This is a genomic window from Stenotrophomonas sp. 10N36, from assembly GCF_056395005.1.
Window position 1 is genome coordinate 16,640 of the sequence record NZ_JBFTIS010000028.1, and the last position, 14,313, is coordinate 30,952.

Annotated in this window: 13 protein-coding genes and 1 rRNA gene; 7 read left to right on the top strand and 7 right to left on the bottom strand. The window is 68.6% G+C overall.

Features of this window, described 5'->3' with window-relative positions:
• Nucleotides 1–16: 16 nt before the first annotated feature.
• Together glyS and glyQ are read right to left on the bottom strand one after the other, a co-directional pair.
• Nucleotides 17–2,113 (bottom strand): glycine--tRNA ligase subunit beta, encoded by a 2,097-nt coding sequence (gene glyS, locus AC1DCJ_RS19110; RefSeq protein ID WP_478071686.1) that lies wholly within the window; start codon nt 2,111–2,113, stop codon nt 17–19.
• Nucleotides 2,110–3,021, bottom strand: a complete 912-nt coding sequence (glyQ, locus tag AC1DCJ_RS19115) for a glycine--tRNA ligase subunit alpha (RefSeq protein WP_448136794.1) — start codon at nt 3,019–3,021, stop codon at nt 2,110–2,112. The genes glyS and glyQ overlap by 4 nt, the downstream gene beginning before the upstream one ends.
• A gap of 116 nt (nt 3,022–3,137) precedes the next feature.
• Between glyQ and AC1DCJ_RS19120 the strand changes: the two genes are divergently transcribed.
• From AC1DCJ_RS19120 to AC1DCJ_RS19130, 3 genes are all read left to right on the top strand, one after another.
• On the top strand, nt 3,138–4,988 hold the full coding sequence (locus tag AC1DCJ_RS19120; RefSeq protein WP_137190829.1) for a GspE/PulE family protein: 1,851 nt from the start codon (nt 3,138–3,140) through the stop codon (nt 4,986–4,988).
• A complete protein-coding gene (locus AC1DCJ_RS19125) occupies nt 4,960–5,679 on the top strand; it encodes a glutamine amidotransferase (RefSeq protein WP_038685423.1) in 720 nt (239 codons plus the stop codon). Before AC1DCJ_RS19120 ends, AC1DCJ_RS19125 begins: the two co-directional genes overlap by 29 nt.
• Before the next feature lie 130 nt (nt 5,680–5,809).
• The gene (locus tag AC1DCJ_RS19130) at nt 5,810–6,712 is read left to right on the top strand and encodes a BPSS1780 family membrane protein (protein WP_038685421.1); all 903 of its coding nucleotides are present in this window, start codon (nt 5,810–5,812) and stop codon (nt 6,710–6,712) included.
• 153 nt (nt 6,713–6,865) lie between these two features.
• Here the strand turns inward: AC1DCJ_RS19130 and tatC are convergent, their stop codons facing one another.
• The 4 genes from tatC to AC1DCJ_RS19150 form a co-directional block, all read right to left on the bottom strand.
• Nucleotides 6,866–7,612: a twin-arginine translocase subunit TatC gene (tatC, locus tag AC1DCJ_RS19135; RefSeq protein ID WP_038685419.1), complete on the bottom strand. Its 747-nt coding sequence runs from the start codon at nt 7,610–7,612 to the stop codon at nt 6,866–6,868.
• Nucleotides 7,609–8,163, bottom strand: a complete 555-nt coding sequence (gene tatB, locus AC1DCJ_RS19140) for a Sec-independent protein translocase protein TatB (RefSeq protein ID WP_141058838.1) — start codon at nt 8,161–8,163, stop codon at nt 7,609–7,611. The genes tatC and tatB overlap by 4 nt, the downstream gene beginning before the upstream one ends.
• 15 nt (nt 8,164–8,178) lie before the next feature.
• Complete coding sequence (gene tatA / locus AC1DCJ_RS19145) at nt 8,179–8,406, bottom strand: Sec-independent protein translocase subunit TatA (protein ID WP_038685414.1); 228 nt, start codon at nt 8,404–8,406, stop codon at nt 8,179–8,181.
• Between the two features lie 75 nt (nt 8,407–8,481).
• A complete protein-coding gene (locus tag AC1DCJ_RS19150) occupies nt 8,482–9,372 on the bottom strand; it encodes a lipid-binding SYLF domain-containing protein (RefSeq protein ID WP_137190831.1) in 891 nt (296 codons plus the stop codon).
• A 186-nt stretch (nt 9,373–9,558) separates the two neighbouring features.
• Between AC1DCJ_RS19150 and hemH the strand changes: the two genes are divergently transcribed.
• From hemH to AC1DCJ_RS19170, 4 genes are all read left to right on the top strand, one after another.
• Nucleotides 9,559–10,521, top strand: a complete 963-nt coding sequence (gene hemH, locus AC1DCJ_RS19155; protein ID WP_141058836.1) for a ferrochelatase — start codon at nt 9,559–9,561, stop codon at nt 10,519–10,521.
• Nucleotides 10,518–11,366 (top strand): alpha/beta fold hydrolase, encoded by an 849-nt coding sequence (locus AC1DCJ_RS19160; protein ID WP_478071687.1) that lies wholly within the window; start codon nt 10,518–10,520, stop codon nt 11,364–11,366. Before hemH ends, AC1DCJ_RS19160 begins: the two co-directional genes overlap by 4 nt.
• Before the next feature lie 240 nt (nt 11,367–11,606).
• Nucleotides 11,607–11,768 carry a hypothetical protein gene (locus tag AC1DCJ_RS19165; RefSeq protein WP_478071688.1) on the top strand — a complete coding sequence of 54 codons (162 nt, stop codon included), beginning with the start codon at nt 11,607–11,609 and terminating at the stop codon, nt 11,766–11,768.
• Nucleotides 11,769–11,782: 14 nt separating this feature from the next.
• Nucleotides 11,783–13,549 carry a methyl-accepting chemotaxis protein gene (locus AC1DCJ_RS19170; RefSeq protein ID WP_478071689.1) on the top strand — a complete coding sequence of 589 codons (1,767 nt, stop codon included), beginning with the start codon at nt 11,783–11,785 and terminating at the stop codon, nt 13,547–13,549.
• A 676-nt stretch (nt 13,550–14,225) separates the two neighbouring features.
• On the opposite strand, the gene rrf is transcribed toward AC1DCJ_RS19170, so the two are convergent.
• Nucleotides 14,226–14,313: ribosomal RNA gene (gene rrf, locus AC1DCJ_RS19175) — 5S ribosomal RNA — on the bottom strand; the annotation flags it as partial.

Consider the following 14,313-nt stretch of genomic DNA (forward strand, 5'->3'; position numbering starts at 1 on the left):
GCCAGGCCGCCCCGGATCAGCTGGACAGGTGCTCGATCGCCGCCACGCTGCCCAGGCGGTCGCCCAGGCGCTTGAGCAGCGCCAGGCGGTTGCCGCGCAGCGCCGGGTCCTCGGCATTGACCATCACCGCATCGAAGAACGCATCCACCTGCGGGCGCAGGCGCGCCAGGCGGTTCAGCACACTCACGTAGTCCTTGTGGTGCAGGCTGGCGTTGCTGTCGTCGATGGCCGCTTCCACCGCCTCGGCCAGTTCACTTTCGGCCGGCTCGGCCAGCAGCGCCGGGTCGACCATGCCGGGAATGTCGCCCTCGGCCTTGCGCAGGATGTTGCGGATGCGCTTGTTGGCCGCGGCCAGCGCATCGGCTTCGGGCAGGGCCGCGAAGATGCCGATGGCGTCGATGCGACGGTCCAGGTCATACAGCGACGCCGGCTTCAGCTCGGCCACCGCGTTGAAGTGCGTGGCCGGCACGCCCTTGTCGGCGTAGTAGCCGCGCAGGCGGTCCAGGATGAAGTCGTACAGCTCCTGCGGCAGCGCGTCGGTCTTGCGCTCGGCACTGGGCTGCACGGCGGTCGGCAGGCCGGCCAGGGCGCTGTCCACCAGCGCGCGCAGATCCAGGTCGAACCCGCTCTCGATGATCGTACGGGCCAGCCCCAGTGCATTGCGGCGCAGCGCGAACGGGTCCTTGTTGCCGGTCGGCTTCAGGCCCGCGGCAAACCCACCGGCCAGGGTGTCCAGACGTTCGGCAATGGCCAGCACCTTGCCCAGCGCCGACAGCGCGATGTCATCGCCGCCGAAGCGGGGCTGGTAGGCCTCGTCGATGGCCAGCGCAACCTCGGGCGACTCACCGCCGGTCAGCGCGTAATGCCGGCCGGCGATGCCCTGCAGCTCCGGGAACTCGTTGACCATGCGCGACTGCAGGTCGTTCTTGGCCAGCAGTGCGGCACGCTTGGCCAGCACCGGGTCGGCGCCCACCTGCGGGGCGATCACCCCGGCCAGCGCCACCACGCGGCCGACCTTGTCGGCCACACTGCCCAGCTTGGCCTGGTAGGTCACGGTCTTCAGGCCGTCGCCCATCGATTCCAGGCCCTGCTTGAGGTCCTCGTCGAAGAAGAACTTGGCGTCGGAGAAGCGCGGGCGGATCACCCGCTCGTAGCCCTTGGACACCTCGTTGACGTCCTTGGATTCGATGTTGGCGATGCCGATGAACTTCTCGGTCAGCTTGCCGCCGGCATCGAGCACCGGGAAGAATTTCTGGTTGATCTCCATGGTTTCGATCAGCGCTTCCTGCGGCACCGCCAGGAACTCGCGCTCGAAACTGCACAGCACCGGTGCCGGCCATTCCACCAGGTTGACCACCTGCTGCAGGTTGTCCTCGGTGATCCGCGCCTGGCCACCGGCCGTGGCCGCGGCAGTGTTGACCTGCTCGACGATGCGCGCACGGCGCACGTCGGCATCCACTAGCACGAAGGCGGCCTGCAGCGAACTGATGTAGTCCTCCGGCGAGGACAGCCACACGGTCTTGTCGTGCATGAAACGATGGCCGCGGCTCATGCGGTCGGCCTTCAGGCCCAGCACCTCGGCCTCGATGATCTCGGTGCCGTGCAGCAGCACCAGCCAATGCACCGGACGCGCGAAGCCATAGGCATGGCTGCCCCAGCGCATCGGCTTGGGGATCGGCATCGCCGCGATCGCCTCGCGCAGGATCTCCGGCAGCAGCGCGGCGGTGCGCGCGCCCGGGGTGGTGGAACGGTGCACGAAGCGTTCGCCCTTGGCGTCGCTGGTGCGTTCCAGCGCGCTCCAGTCGATCCCGGCCTTGGCCGCGAAACCCTGCAGCGCCTTGGTCGGCTGACCCTCGGCATCCAGCGCGATGTTCAGGTACGGGCCCAGCACTTCGCTGTGCTGTTCGGGCTGTTCAACGGCCACGCCGGGCAGCAGCACGGCCAGGCGGCGCGGGGTCGACAGCGGCTTGGCATCGCCGCGTTCGATGGCCACGCCACGCTTGGCCAGGCCGTCCACGACGCCATCGAAGAAGGCCTGGGCCAGGCCCGGCAGCGCCTTCACCGGCAATTCTTCGGTGCCCAGTTCGATCAGCAGCGGCAGCATCGTGCTCATGCCTGCACCTCCTTGGACGCGACCGCTTCGAGGCGCTTGGCCTCGTACAGCTTGGCCACCGCCTGGGCCAGCGCGCGCACGCGCAGGATGTAGCGCTGGCGCTCGGTCACGCTGATCGCGCGTCGCGCGTCCAGCAGGTTGAACGCATGGCTGGCCTTGCAGACCTGCTCATAGGCGGGCAGCGGCAGGCCCACATCGACCAGCTTCTGGGCTTCTTTTTCGCAGGCATCGAAGCGGTGGAACATTTCCTCCACGTCGGCGTATTCGAAGTTGTAGGTGCTCTGCTCGATCTCGTTCTGCAGGTACACATCGCCGTAGGTGACCGGGGTGCCATCCGGACCGTAGGTCCAGATCAGGTCATAGACGTTGTCGCAGTTCTGCAGGTACATGCACAGGCGCTCCAGACCGTAGGTGATCTCGCCGAGCACCGGCTTGCACTCCAGGCCGCCGGCCTGCTGGAAATAGGTGAACTGGGTGACTTCCATCCCGTTCAACCACACTTCCCAGCCCAGGCCCCAGGCGCCCAGCGTCGGCGATTCCCAGTTGTCCTCGACAAAGCGCAGGTCGTGCACCAGCGGGTCGATGCCCAGCGCCTTGAGCGAATCCAGGTACAGCTGCTGGATGTTGTCCGGGCTGGGCTTCATCGCCACCTGGTACTGGTAATACCGCTGCAGGCGGTTCGGGTTTTCGCCATAGCGGCCATCGGTGGGACGGCGCGAGGGCTGCACGTACGCGGCATTCCAGCTTTCCGGACCGATCGAGCGCAGGAACGTGGCCGGGTGGAAGGTGCCCGCACCGACCTCCAGGTCCAGCGGCTGGATCAGCACGCAGCCCTGCTGCGCCCAATACTGGTTGAGGGTCTGGATCAGGCCCTGGAAAGTGATGGCAACGTTCGTGGTGACGGACATGCGGCGGATTCTTGCCTGCAGGAGGGGTGCGCTAGTATAGCCAGCGACCGCGTTGCCGCCTTCCGGACGGCCCACCCCATTACTGCGCGCCTGGCGCGCTTCGAGGACTTTGGCGGATGGATCAGCGCCCACCGGTACCTTTCGCCCCTGCCGCAGGCCCGGGGCCGGCCGCGCCGGTGCCGTTGCCGCCCGGTCGGCTCGGCTTCGACCAGGTGGCCGCCGCGCTGGTGGCCGATGGCCTGGTGGCCGAGGTCGATCTGGAGCGCATCCGGTTCTCGGCCCAGGGCGCGCGCAACGCCAGTGAGGTCCATCCGCTGGTGCTGCTGGCCAACCTGAAGCTGGCGGCCACCGGCGGCGGCGAGCTGGGCCTGGAAAGGCTGACCGAATGGCTGGCCGACCGGACCGGCACCCGCTACCTGCGCATCGACCCGACCCGCGTGGACGTGGCCTCGGTGACCGCCGTGGTGTCCCATGCCTACGCACGCCGCCACCGCTTCCTGCCGCTGGCGGTGGACAGCGAGCGCCTGCTGGTGGCCACCAGCGAGCCGCTGGTGCAGGAATGGCTGCGCGACCTGCAGCACCTGACCCGGCGCCGCATCGAGCTGGCGATGGTCAACCCGCTCGACCTGCACCGCTACACCATGGAGTTCTTCGGAGTCACCCGCTCGGTGCGCGGCGCGCGCGGCGACGTGCGCGGCGAAACCAACGGCACCCTGCCCAGCTTCGAACAGCTGGTGGAACTGGGCCGCGCCGGCGACGTCAACGCCGACGACCAGCACATCGTGCACATCGTCGACTGGCTGCTGCAGTACGCCTACGAACAACGCGCCTCGGACATCCACCTGGAACCGCGCCGCGACATGGGCCGCATGCGCTTCCGGATCGACGGGGTGCTGCACAAGGTGTTCGAAGTGCCGCCAGCGGTGATGACCGCCGTGGTCAGCCGCATCAAGGTGCTTGGGCGCATGGACCTGGCCGAGCGTCGGCGCCCGCAGGACGGCCGCATCAAGACCCGCTCGCCGGGCGGCCGCGAGGTCGAAATGCGCCTGTCCACCATGCCCACCGCGTTCGGCGAGAAGTGCGTGATGCGCATCTTCGACCCGGATGCGGCCTTCAAGAGCATCGACCAGCTCGGCTTCAGCCCACAGGAAGCGGCCGGCTGGACCGCCCTGGTCGAGCGCCCGCACGGCATCGTGCTGGTCACCGGCCCCACCGGCTCGGGCAAGACCACCACCCTGTATTCCACGCTCAAGCGCCTGGCCACCCCGGACGTCAACGTCTGCACGGTGGAAGACCCGATCGAGATGATCGCGCCGGAATTCAACCAGATGCAGGTGCAGACCAACATCGACCTGGATTTCGCCAGCGGCGTGCGCACCCTGCTGCGGCAGGACCCGGACATCATCATGATCGGCGAAATCCGCGACCTGGAAACGGCGCAGATGGCGGTGCAGGCCTCGCTCACCGGGCACCTGGTGCTGTCCACCCTGCACACCAACGACGCGCCCTCGGCGATCACCCGCCTGCTCGACCTGGGCGTGCCGCACTACCTGCTGGCCTCCACCCTCAACGGCATCCTGGCCCAACGCCTGGTGCGCACCCTGTGCCCCAACTGCAAGGTGCCGCGCCCGCTCAGCGCGGCCCAATGGGCGGTGCTGGCTGATGCCGATGAAGCATTACCTGAGTCACCCACGCCATATGCACCGGCCGGTTGCATCGACTGCCGGCGCACCGGTTACATGGGCCGGGTGGGGCTGTATGAGTTGCTGCCATTGGGTTCGCGCCTGCGCAGCCTGATCCGCGCGGACATGGATCTGGCCGCTTTCAACCGTGCCGCGCGTGCTGAAGGGGTGCGAACCCTGCGCCGCGCGGGACTTGAAAAGGTGGCCGCAGGGCTGACTACAATCGAGGAAGTCCTGTCAGTGCTGCCGCCCCCGGATGAATTCCGCCCCGTTCCTGATTCTTGAAACCGGCCAACCCGTCGCCTCGCTGCGTCGTTACGGGCGCTTTCCGCATTGGATCCGCGTGGCGGCCGGGCTGGACGCCGACGAAACGGTGGTGGTGGACGTCGAACATGGCGGCGCCCTGCCCGACCACCGCCACTTCGCCGGGGTGATCGTCACCGGCTCGGCCGCCTACGTCACCGACCGCGCCGACTGGAGCGAGCGCAGCGCGCAGTGGCTGCGCGGCGTGGTCCACGACGACCGCCCGGTATTTGGCATCTGCTACGGCCACCAGCTGCTGGCGCACGCGCTGGGCGGCGAGGTGGCCTACAACCCGGCCGGCCGCGAGTCCGGCACCATCGAGCTGGCCCTGGACCCGTCGGCCAGCAGCGACCCGCTGTTCGCCGGGCTGCCCGAGCGCTTCCCGGCCCACGCCACCCACATGCAAACCGTGCTGCGCGCACCGGAGGGCGCGTCGATCCTGGCGCGCTCGGCGCAGGACAACTGCCACGCCTTCCGTTTCGGCCGCCAGGCCTGGGGCGTGCAGTTCCACCCGGAGTTCGCCACCCACCACATGCGCGGCTACGTGCGCGCCCGCGCCGAGTGCATCCGCAGCCACGGTGGCTGCGCCCGCAGCGTGGCGCGCGGGGTCAGCGCGGCGCCGTTGGCGCGGCAGCTGCTGCGCCGTTTCGTGCGCCAGGCCCGCAACGCCTGAGCCGCGTGCCGGGCACTGCGACGCAGCGTCCCGGCGTTGCTGCCCGGCCTTCAGGTGGCGCGCTCGGAAAACAGGGATAATCGAACGGATTCGGGGCGGCTGCGCCCCTTCCCCCTGCTTCCGGAATGGTATGAGCGAGATTCGCAAGCTGCCCGCCTCGGCCGGCGCCCAATGGCTGCTGGACGCGTTTTCCCTGTATGCCCGCGCACCGATGCAACTGGCCGTGATCGGCGTGGTGTGGATGCTGACCACCTCGCTGATCCTGCTGCTGGCCCAGCTGCTGCCGGGCTGGCTGGGGCTGATGGTGCAGCTGCTGTCGCTGGCGGTGGGCCCGCTGATGTTCGGCGGCATGCTGTGGGCCGTCAGCGAGATCGACCAGGGCCGTCCCGGCCTGCCGACCCACCTGCTGCAGCCCATCCGTGACCGTCGCGTCACGCACCTGCTGGTGCCGCTGGCGATCCAACTGATCGCCATCATCGCGCTGGGCACGCTGCTGTTTGCGTTGATCGGCAGCGAAGGCTTCAGCGCCTTCAACGACCTGCTGCACCGCGCGCAGGAACTGCAGCAGTCCGGCAAGCAGCTCAGTAACGAAGAGACCCTGGCGCTGATGGCCAACGTGCCGGTCAAGCGCATCATGCTGTGGATCCTGATCGCCTTCGCCACCTTCGTGGCGCTGAGCATGGCCATGTTCGCGCAGCCGGCGCTGGTGGTGTTCGACCGTCAGAGCGGCATGCACGCGCTGCGCATGAGCCTGCAAGGCTGCATCGAGAACTTCCCGGCCATGGCCGTGTTCATGGTGCTGGGCCTGATCGCGGCGATGTGCATCTACTTCCTGGTGTTCGTGCTGATGCAGGTAGCCCTGCTGCTCGGCGGCATGGGAGCGGCCGCATTCGTCATGCAGCTGTCGATGACCACCGTGATCATGCCGCTGTACGTCGGCGCGGTGTACGCCGCCTGGAAGCAGATGTTCGCGCACCGCGGCCGCACCCCGCCGCCGGTACCCGGCGGCCCCGGCAACGTGTTCGCCGCCTGATCGACCACAAAAAACCCCGGCATCTGCCGAGGTTTTTGTTCACGGCACCCACCACCGCGCCGCGTGCGGGGCGTTGGTAGAGCCGACCGTTGGTCGGCTGCCGTTGCCCGGGCAACCGTGCGTCGGCGGACATCGGCCGACTACCGCGTCCGATTACCCCGCCGGCTTCACCACCGACGACGGCACCAGCCACCGCGCCGCGTGAATGCCCAGCTCGTACAGCACGCACATCGGGATCGCCAGAAGCAACTGGGACACCACGTCCGGCGGCGTCAACACCGCGGCCACCACGAAGATGCCCACCACCGCATAGCCGCGGCTTTCCTTGAACTGCTGCGGCGACACCCAGCCCAGCAGCACCAGGATCACCATCGCCACCGGCAGCTCGAAACTGGTGCCGAAGGCGAAGAAGATCGCCAGCACGAAATCCAGGTAGGCGTTCGCATCCGGGGTGATCGCAATCACCTCGGGGCGGAAGGTGGTCAGGAAGTGGAAGACCGCCGGCAACACCAGGAAGTAGGCGAACGCGCACCCCAGGTAGAACAGCAGCACCGAAGACGCCAGCAGCGGCACCGCCAGGCGTTTTTCGCGCGCATACAGGCCGGGCGCCACGAACGACCACAGCTGGTACAGCAGCCACGGCACGGCCACGAACAGGGCCACGAAGAAGGTCAGCTTCAACGGCGCGAAGAAGGCGCCGGCCGGGTTGGTCGCAATCATCGTCTGCCCGTTGGGCAGCTGCGAGATCAGCGGCTCGGCCAGCCACGTATAGATCTTGCGCGAGAACGGCAGCAGCACCAGCAGCACCGCGAGCAGGCCGACGATCGCGCGCACCAGGCGCGCACGCAGCTCGATCAGGTGTTCCACCAGCGAGCTTTCCGGGTACTCGTGTTCACTCATCGCGGTGCCTGCTCGTCGCGCGGCAGCGGCGCGTTCTGTGCGGTGTCGGGGTGAGGCGCGCCGACCGGCGCCGGTTCGACAGGCGCCGCCGCGCGGGGCGCGGTGCCATCGATGCCGGGCGGGGCCATCGCATCACGCACCGGCTCGTCCACCTCGACAGCATCGGCCGCCACCACGTGCTGGGCCACGCTCGCCGGCGAGCCGGGCGCGGGGCCGGTCATCACCGGTTCGTCAGCAGCAGCGGCCACGTCGTCGCCGTGTCGGGCCACGTCCTGGCGCATCTGCTCGGCTTCGCGGCGCACCGCTTCACCACTGGCGCGCAGCTGTGCCTCGGTGTCCTGCACGGAGGCCTGCACGTCGCGGAACTGCCGCTTGATTTCATCGGCGTGCAGTTCCCGCTCCAGTTCCTGCTTCACCGAATCCCATTGGGTCCGCGCACGGCGCACCCACAGCCCGGCAAAGCGCGCGGCCTTGGGCAGGCGCTCGGGACCGAGCACGACCAAGGCCACGACCGCGATGACCAGCAGTTCACTGAAACCGATATCGAACACGCCCGCCGGTCCCGATCAGCGCGGGTCGCGATCGTGCTCGGTCTGCGACGTCGTCGTCGAGTCCTGCGGGCGCGAGGCGTCGTTGAGCTGCGCCTTCGGCTTGTCCTCGTCGTGCATGCCCTTCTTGAATTCCTTGACGGCGCTGCCAAGGTCCTTGGCGCCGCTGGTCAACTTCTTGGTGCCGAACACCAGCAGAACGATGACCAGCACGACCAACCAATGCCAGATGCTGAAACTGCCCATGAGCCGCTCGCGTTACGTAGTGATCAGACGGTTGAGCATAGCGCACCGGGTGTTAGCCGGCGCGCGTGACGAAAGTCAGTTGCCGTCCAGCGATTCCGTGCGTACTTCACCTTCGCCAACGGCCTGGAAGCCCTGTTGCGCCGCGGGCTGGGCCGGGGCCGGCTGCAGCGGAGCGGTGGTGGCACCGGACGCCGGTGCCTGTTCAGCCACCGGCGCGGCGACCGGGGCCGCCTGGCGCGCGGCCGGGGCCGGGCCGCTGCCGGCGGTGCCACGCTTTTCGCGGGCGGTGTAGGTGGCCTCTTCCAGACGGTCGCGGAAGGCCACCACGTCGATCGACGGCGGCTCGCCCATGCGGCCCTCGAACACCATCCGCGGCGTGGTGTTGCTGCCGTAGGCGTCCAGGTTGGCGGCATCGTCGATCTGCAGCACCGCGCCGTCCAGCGCAACGCCGGCAAACAGGCCGCGGGCACGCGACCACGACCAGATCTCGGCCTTCAGCTGGCCATCGGTGGCCGCCGCCGCATTGCGCCCTACCGGGCCGGCCGCAACGCCGGCATCGGCGCCGAGGGTGAACTTGCCGTTGACGAGGTTGTCCAGGCTGCGGTCGTTGCGGAACACCAGCACCACGTCCGAGGACTGCACGCCGGCCTGGAAGCCAATGCTGCCGCCGGTGAGCTTCACGAACACCGGGTTGGACCAGCTGCCATCGGCATTCTTCACCGACATCAGGCCATGGCCCCGGCGTCCGCCGATCACCAGACCGGCCTTGATTGTGTCGGGAATGACGACAATCGCGCGGCCTTCGTCCAGCAGCTTGTCCGGGATGCCCTGTTCGGGGATGTTCTGGATTTCATTGAGCACACGCACCGCATTGCGGGCGCGCTGGTCTTCCTGTGGTCCGGCCATCGCCTGGGTGGACAGCAACAGGCTGGCGGAGATCAGCAGTACAAGGCTGAGGCGGCGCATGGGTGGGCTCCAGAAGTCGATCACACAAGATAGCGGTAGGTAGGACCATTGGTCGATACGCTTTCCGACGTTAGAAGCCCGGCGATGAATCCGCAATGAGTGACGCCGCCTATTGATATACCGAATGCATGACAACGATGGGTGGAATCCATCCCGCCAATCGCGCAGACCTGCGAGAATGGGCCCATGCTCGACGCACCCGACACCGCCGTGCTGGCGGTCAATCTAGGCACGCCCGAGACGCCAACCGCCCCGGCGGTGCGTCGCTACCTGGCTGAATTCCTCAGCGATCCGCGCGTGGTCGCGATCCCGCCGATCCTGTGGAAACCCTTGCTGTACGGGCTTATCCTGCCCCTGCGCAGCGGTCGCTCGGCGGCCAAGTACGCCCAGGTGTGGCTGCCCGACGGCTCCCCGCTGATGGTCTACACGCGCCAGCTGGCGCAGGCCATGCAGGCGTTGATGCCCAACGTGCGGGTGCGCCATGCGATGCGCTACGGCGCACCGGCACTGACCGCCGAGCTGGACCGGCTGGCTGCCGAGGGCATGCGCCGGATCGTGGTGCTGCCGTTGTATCCGCAGTATTCCACCACCACCACCGCCTCCATTGAAGACCAGGTGCGCGCGTGGCAGCCGCACCACCCGGCCGTCACCGTCACCCTGGTGCGCGATTACGCAGTGGACCCGGACTGGGTGGCGGCCGTGGCCGGCAGCATCCAACAGGCCTGGCAGCAGCACGGTCGCGGCGAAAAACTGGTGTTTTCGTTCCACGGCATCCCGCAACGCCTGGCCGACGCGGGCGATCCGTACCCGCAGCGCTGCGAAGCGAGCGCCCGCGCCATCGCCGATGCGCTGGGGCTGCCCGACGACGCCTGGCAGCTGACCTACCAGTCCCGTTTCGGCCGCGAGAAGTGGCTGCAGCCGTATGCCGAACCCACGATGTGGGCCATGGCCGAAAGCGGCGTGCGCCGCATCGACGTGGTCTGCCCCGGGTTCGCCACCGACTGCCTGGAGACCCTGGAGGAAGTGGCACTGGGCTTCACCGAAACCCTCGCCGCGCGCGGCGCGCAGATGCGCTACATCCCCTGCCTCAATGCGGCGCCCGAACACGCCCTGGCGTTGTCGCGGCTGAGCATCGCCGCGCTCGCATGACCTTGCAGCCCTTCACGTTGGAGGTGCAGGGCGTGCACGCTGCGGGACTGCGCGCGCCACAGCGCGGGGGCATGCGGGTGCTGGCCCTGCACGGCTGGCTCGACAACGCGGCCAGCTTCGTGCCGCTGGCTGCGCAGCTGCCGGCACTGGACCTGGTTGCCCTGGACCTGCCCGGGCACGGCCACAGCGCGCACCTGCCGCCGGGAACCCAATACAACACGCCCGGCGCGATCTGCCACGTGCTGGACGTCGCCGATGCGCTGGGCTGGGACCGTTTCACCCTGCTCGGCCATTCGATGGGCGCCGGCATCGCCAGCCTCACTGCCGCCGCCGCGCCGGAGCGGGTCGAGCGCCTGGTGGCGATCGAAGCACTCGGTGGCCTGCGCGGTCCCGAAGATGAAACCGCGCAGCGCCTGCGCGACCACGTGCGCGCCGCCCGTGCGCTGCCGGGCAGGAACCTGCGGGTGTTTGCCGACCTGGCCGCGCCGATCCGCGCGCGCATGATGGCCAACCAGCTCAGCGAGCCCTGCGCGCGGCTGCTGGTTGAGCGCGGGGTGAAAGCGGTCGAGGGCGGCTACAGCTGGTGCAGCGACCCGCGCCTGATGCTGCCCACCGCGTTGCGCCTCAGCGAAGCGCAGATCGACAACCTGCTGGCGGCCATTGAATGCCCGACCCAGGTGATCTACGCCACGCCTGCGCAGTCGTATTACCCCGAACCCCTGCGCAGCCAGCGCATCGGCCTGCTGCGCGATGGCCGGCTGTCCGTGTTTGCCGGCACCCATCACCTTCACATGGAGCATCCGCAGGTGGTGGCCGAGGTGATCACCGGCTTCCTTGCCGGCTGACAGCGGCGCCATCGGTCGCATGCGCCGCGGGGGTGCCGCGGCCAGCGCCTGCCGGCCGCCCTGCGGCATCCTGACGCACTCAACTTCCGCGCCGCCCGGCCGATACCCGTAAGGCAGCCCGGCTCGTTCGGCCTGTGTCGTCGCTTGCTCCGCCGTCGCGAAGCCGCGCATCACTCCAAGGCTTCAGGGAAGGTCGTCGCAATGCCGTGTTGGCCGTGCCATCGCCCACAGGACCGGGCCATGCCGGCGGTGTTCCGCACCGTCGATGCGTCGCTGTCGACCGCGCGCGGCATGCGGGCCTCTTCCCTCCTCGTCTTCCCCGCAGCGCCCACCGCATCGACGGTGACCGGCGCGCCATTGGCCTGTCCGCGTCCGCGCGCGACCGGCCGTTCCTGCTTCTGAATCCCGGAGTCGCCATGTCTGCCCTTCCGCTTGTTGCGCCGCGCCCACCCGACCCTTCCCGCGCGCCCCGTCCGCCCGCACTGCTGCAGCGCCTGGACGGCACCGTTGCGGTGGCCGCTGCGCTCCTGCTGGCCGCTGGCTGCGGTACGGCGCTGTGGCAGCGGCAGTGGGGGGTGTCGTTGACCATTCTCGTGGCCGCTGTGCTGCTGGCGGTGCTTGCGCTGCGTACCCGCCGGCAGACCCAGCGCTGGCAGCGCGATCTGCAGCAGGCCGACGCCGCCGCGCGTGCCCTGGCCGACCAGCAAGAGCGGGCTGCCGCCGTGCATACCGAAGACGCGCAGATCCACCGTGCGCTGGATGTCTCGCGTACCGCGATGATGATCGCCGACAACGACCACGTGATCCGCTACGTGAACCGGTCGGTGGTGACGTTGTTGCGCAACCAGCAGACCAGCCTGCGTGAGGCGTTTCCCGACTTCGACGTCGACACGCTGGTGGGCAGCAGCATCCACCGCTTCCATGTGAATCCCGATCGCATCCGCGCCATCCTCAACACGCTGCAGCAGGTGCACCACGGCCGCGTGCGGATCGGCCCGGTGCATTTCGCCCAGGTGGTGACGCCGGTGTTCGACGACCATGGCGAGCGTCTCGGCTTTGCCGTGGAGTGGCATGACCGCACCGCGGAGCTGCAGCTGGAAACCGCCGTGGCCGACATCGTCGCGGCGGCCGCCAAGGGCGACCTGGACCGGCGCCTGCCGTCGGCCGAGGGCACGGCGAGCTTCCTCGACGGCCTCACCGGCGGCATCAACCAGCTGCTGCAGAGCGTAGGCGGCACCGTGGGCGAGGTGCGCCGCGTGCTGGCGGCATTGGCCCGCGGTGACCTGGACCAGCGCATGCACGGCCAGTTCGAGGGTGCGTTCGCCGCCATGCAACGCGATGCCAATGCCACCGCCGAACAGCTCACTGCCATGGTGCAGCGTATCCAGCAGTGCACCGGCGCGATCGCGCAGGCCGCGGGCGAGATCGCCAGCGGCAACAGTGACCTGTCCGAGCGCACCGAGCGCCAGGCTGCGCACCTGGAAGAGACCGCCGCCTCGATGGAGGAGCTGACCTCCACCGTCCGCCAGAACGCCGAGCATGCGCGCCAGGCCAGCACGCTGGCCCAGGGCGCACAGGACGTGGCCGGCCGCGGCAGCGCGGTGGTTGGCCAGGTGGTCACCACCATGGAGGCGATCCAGACCGCATCGCGGCGGATCGGCGACATTACCCGCGTCATCGACGGGATCGCGTTCCAGACCAACATCCTGGCGTTGAACGCGGCGGTCGAGGCAGCACGTGCAGGTGAGCAGGGCCGCGGGTTCGCGGTGGTGGCCAGCGAAGTGCGCACCCTGGCGCAGCGCTCGGCCGAGGCGGCCAAGGAGATCAAGGGCCTGATCGATGCCTCCGTGGAGCAGGTCGCCGACGGCGCGCACCTGGCGCAGGATGCCGGCAAGACCATGGCCGAGATCGTCGGCAGTGTGGCAGCGGTCAGCGGCATCATGGCCGAGATCTCGTTGGCGTCGCAGGAACAGGCCAGTGGCATCGACCAGGTCAACCAGACGGTCGTGCAGATGGACGATGCCACCCAGCAGAACGCGGCATTGGTCGAAGAGGCCAGCGCCGCCGCACGCCTGCTGGAAGAGCAGGCCGCCGAGCTGGGCGAAGCGGTTGCGGTGTTCCGGCATGGACAGACCACGCAGCCGGCAGCGCCGGTACGGCGTGCCGTTGCCGCCGTGGCCTGAGCACCTCATCCCGCTTGGCCCGCGCATGGCGCGGGTAGCAGGTGACACAACAAAACGGCGCCCGCGAGGGCGCCGTTTTGTTTGCCTGTGACCGTCACTGCGACCGACCGTCACCGCGACACTGTCGGGTAGAGCCGACCGTTGGTCGGCTTCACTGCGCCACCCTCGGGTAGAGCCGACCGCTGGTCGGCTGCTCGTATGTCTTCATTCGAGATCCGCAAGGTGCGGTAGAGCCGAGCCATGCTCGGTAGACGCATTTCGCGTGCACCGTAACGACGTGTCGACGTGGCGACGACGTGCAGCCGACCAACGGTCGGCTCTACCGGTAGGGCCGAGCGTTGCTCGGCAGGGGCATTCCACGTGCATCGCAACGTCGTCGCGACGTGCAGCCGACCAACGGTCGGCTCTACCGGTAGGGTCGAGCGCTGCTCGGCAGGGGTATTCCACGTACACCGCAACGCCGTTGCGACGTGCAGCCGACCAACGGTCGGCTCTACCGGTAGGGCCGAGCGTTGCTCGGCAGGGGTATTCCAGATGCACCGCAACGTCGTCGCGATGTGCAGCCGACCAACGGTCGGCTCTACGCCGCGTGGTGCGTGGCGCCCGCAATGGCGCCGGCCGGAAACGCACAAAGAAAAAACCCCGTTGCGTGAGCAACGGGGTTTTTGGGTATAAACCCTGGCGATGACCTACTCTCGCATGGCTTGAGCCACACTACCATCGGCGCAGCTGCGTTTCACTTCCGAGTTCGGGATGGGATCGGG

Coding starts and splice junctions, on each gene's coding strand:
- hemH (WP_141058836.1), top strand. CDS start 9,559: ATGCTCGACGCACCCGACACCGCCGTGCTGGCGGTCAATCTAGGCACG.
- AC1DCJ_RS19165 (WP_478071688.1), top strand. CDS start 11,607: ATGCCGGCGGTGTTCCGCACCGTCGATGCGTCGCTGTCGACCGCGCGC.
- AC1DCJ_RS19130 (WP_038685421.1), top strand. CDS start 5,810: ATGAGCGAGATTCGCAAGCTGCCCGCCTCGGCCGGCGCCCAATGGCTG.
- AC1DCJ_RS19120 (WP_137190829.1), top strand. CDS start 3,138: ATGGATCAGCGCCCACCGGTACCTTTCGCCCCTGCCGCAGGCCCGGGG.
- glyS (WP_478071686.1), bottom strand. CDS start 2,113: ATGAGCACGATGCTGCCGCTGCTGATCGAACTGGGCACCGAAGAATTG.
- AC1DCJ_RS19170 (WP_478071689.1), top strand. CDS start 11,783: ATGTCTGCCCTTCCGCTTGTTGCGCCGCGCCCACCCGACCCTTCCCGC.
- AC1DCJ_RS19160 (WP_478071687.1), top strand. CDS start 10,518: ATGACCTTGCAGCCCTTCACGTTGGAGGTGCAGGGCGTGCACGCTGCG.
- glyQ (WP_448136794.1), bottom strand. CDS start 3,021: ATGTCCGTCACCACGAACGTTGCCATCACTTTCCAGGGCCTGATCCAG.
- tatC (WP_038685419.1), bottom strand. CDS start 7,612: ATGAGTGAACACGAGTACCCGGAAAGCTCGCTGGTGGAACACCTGATC.
- tatA (WP_038685414.1), bottom strand. CDS start 8,406: ATGGGCAGTTTCAGCATCTGGCATTGGTTGGTCGTGCTGGTCATCGTT.
- AC1DCJ_RS19150 (WP_137190831.1), bottom strand. CDS start 9,372: ATGCGCCGCCTCAGCCTTGTACTGCTGATCTCCGCCAGCCTGTTGCTG.
- AC1DCJ_RS19125 (WP_038685423.1), top strand. CDS start 4,960: ATGAATTCCGCCCCGTTCCTGATTCTTGAAACCGGCCAACCCGTCGCC.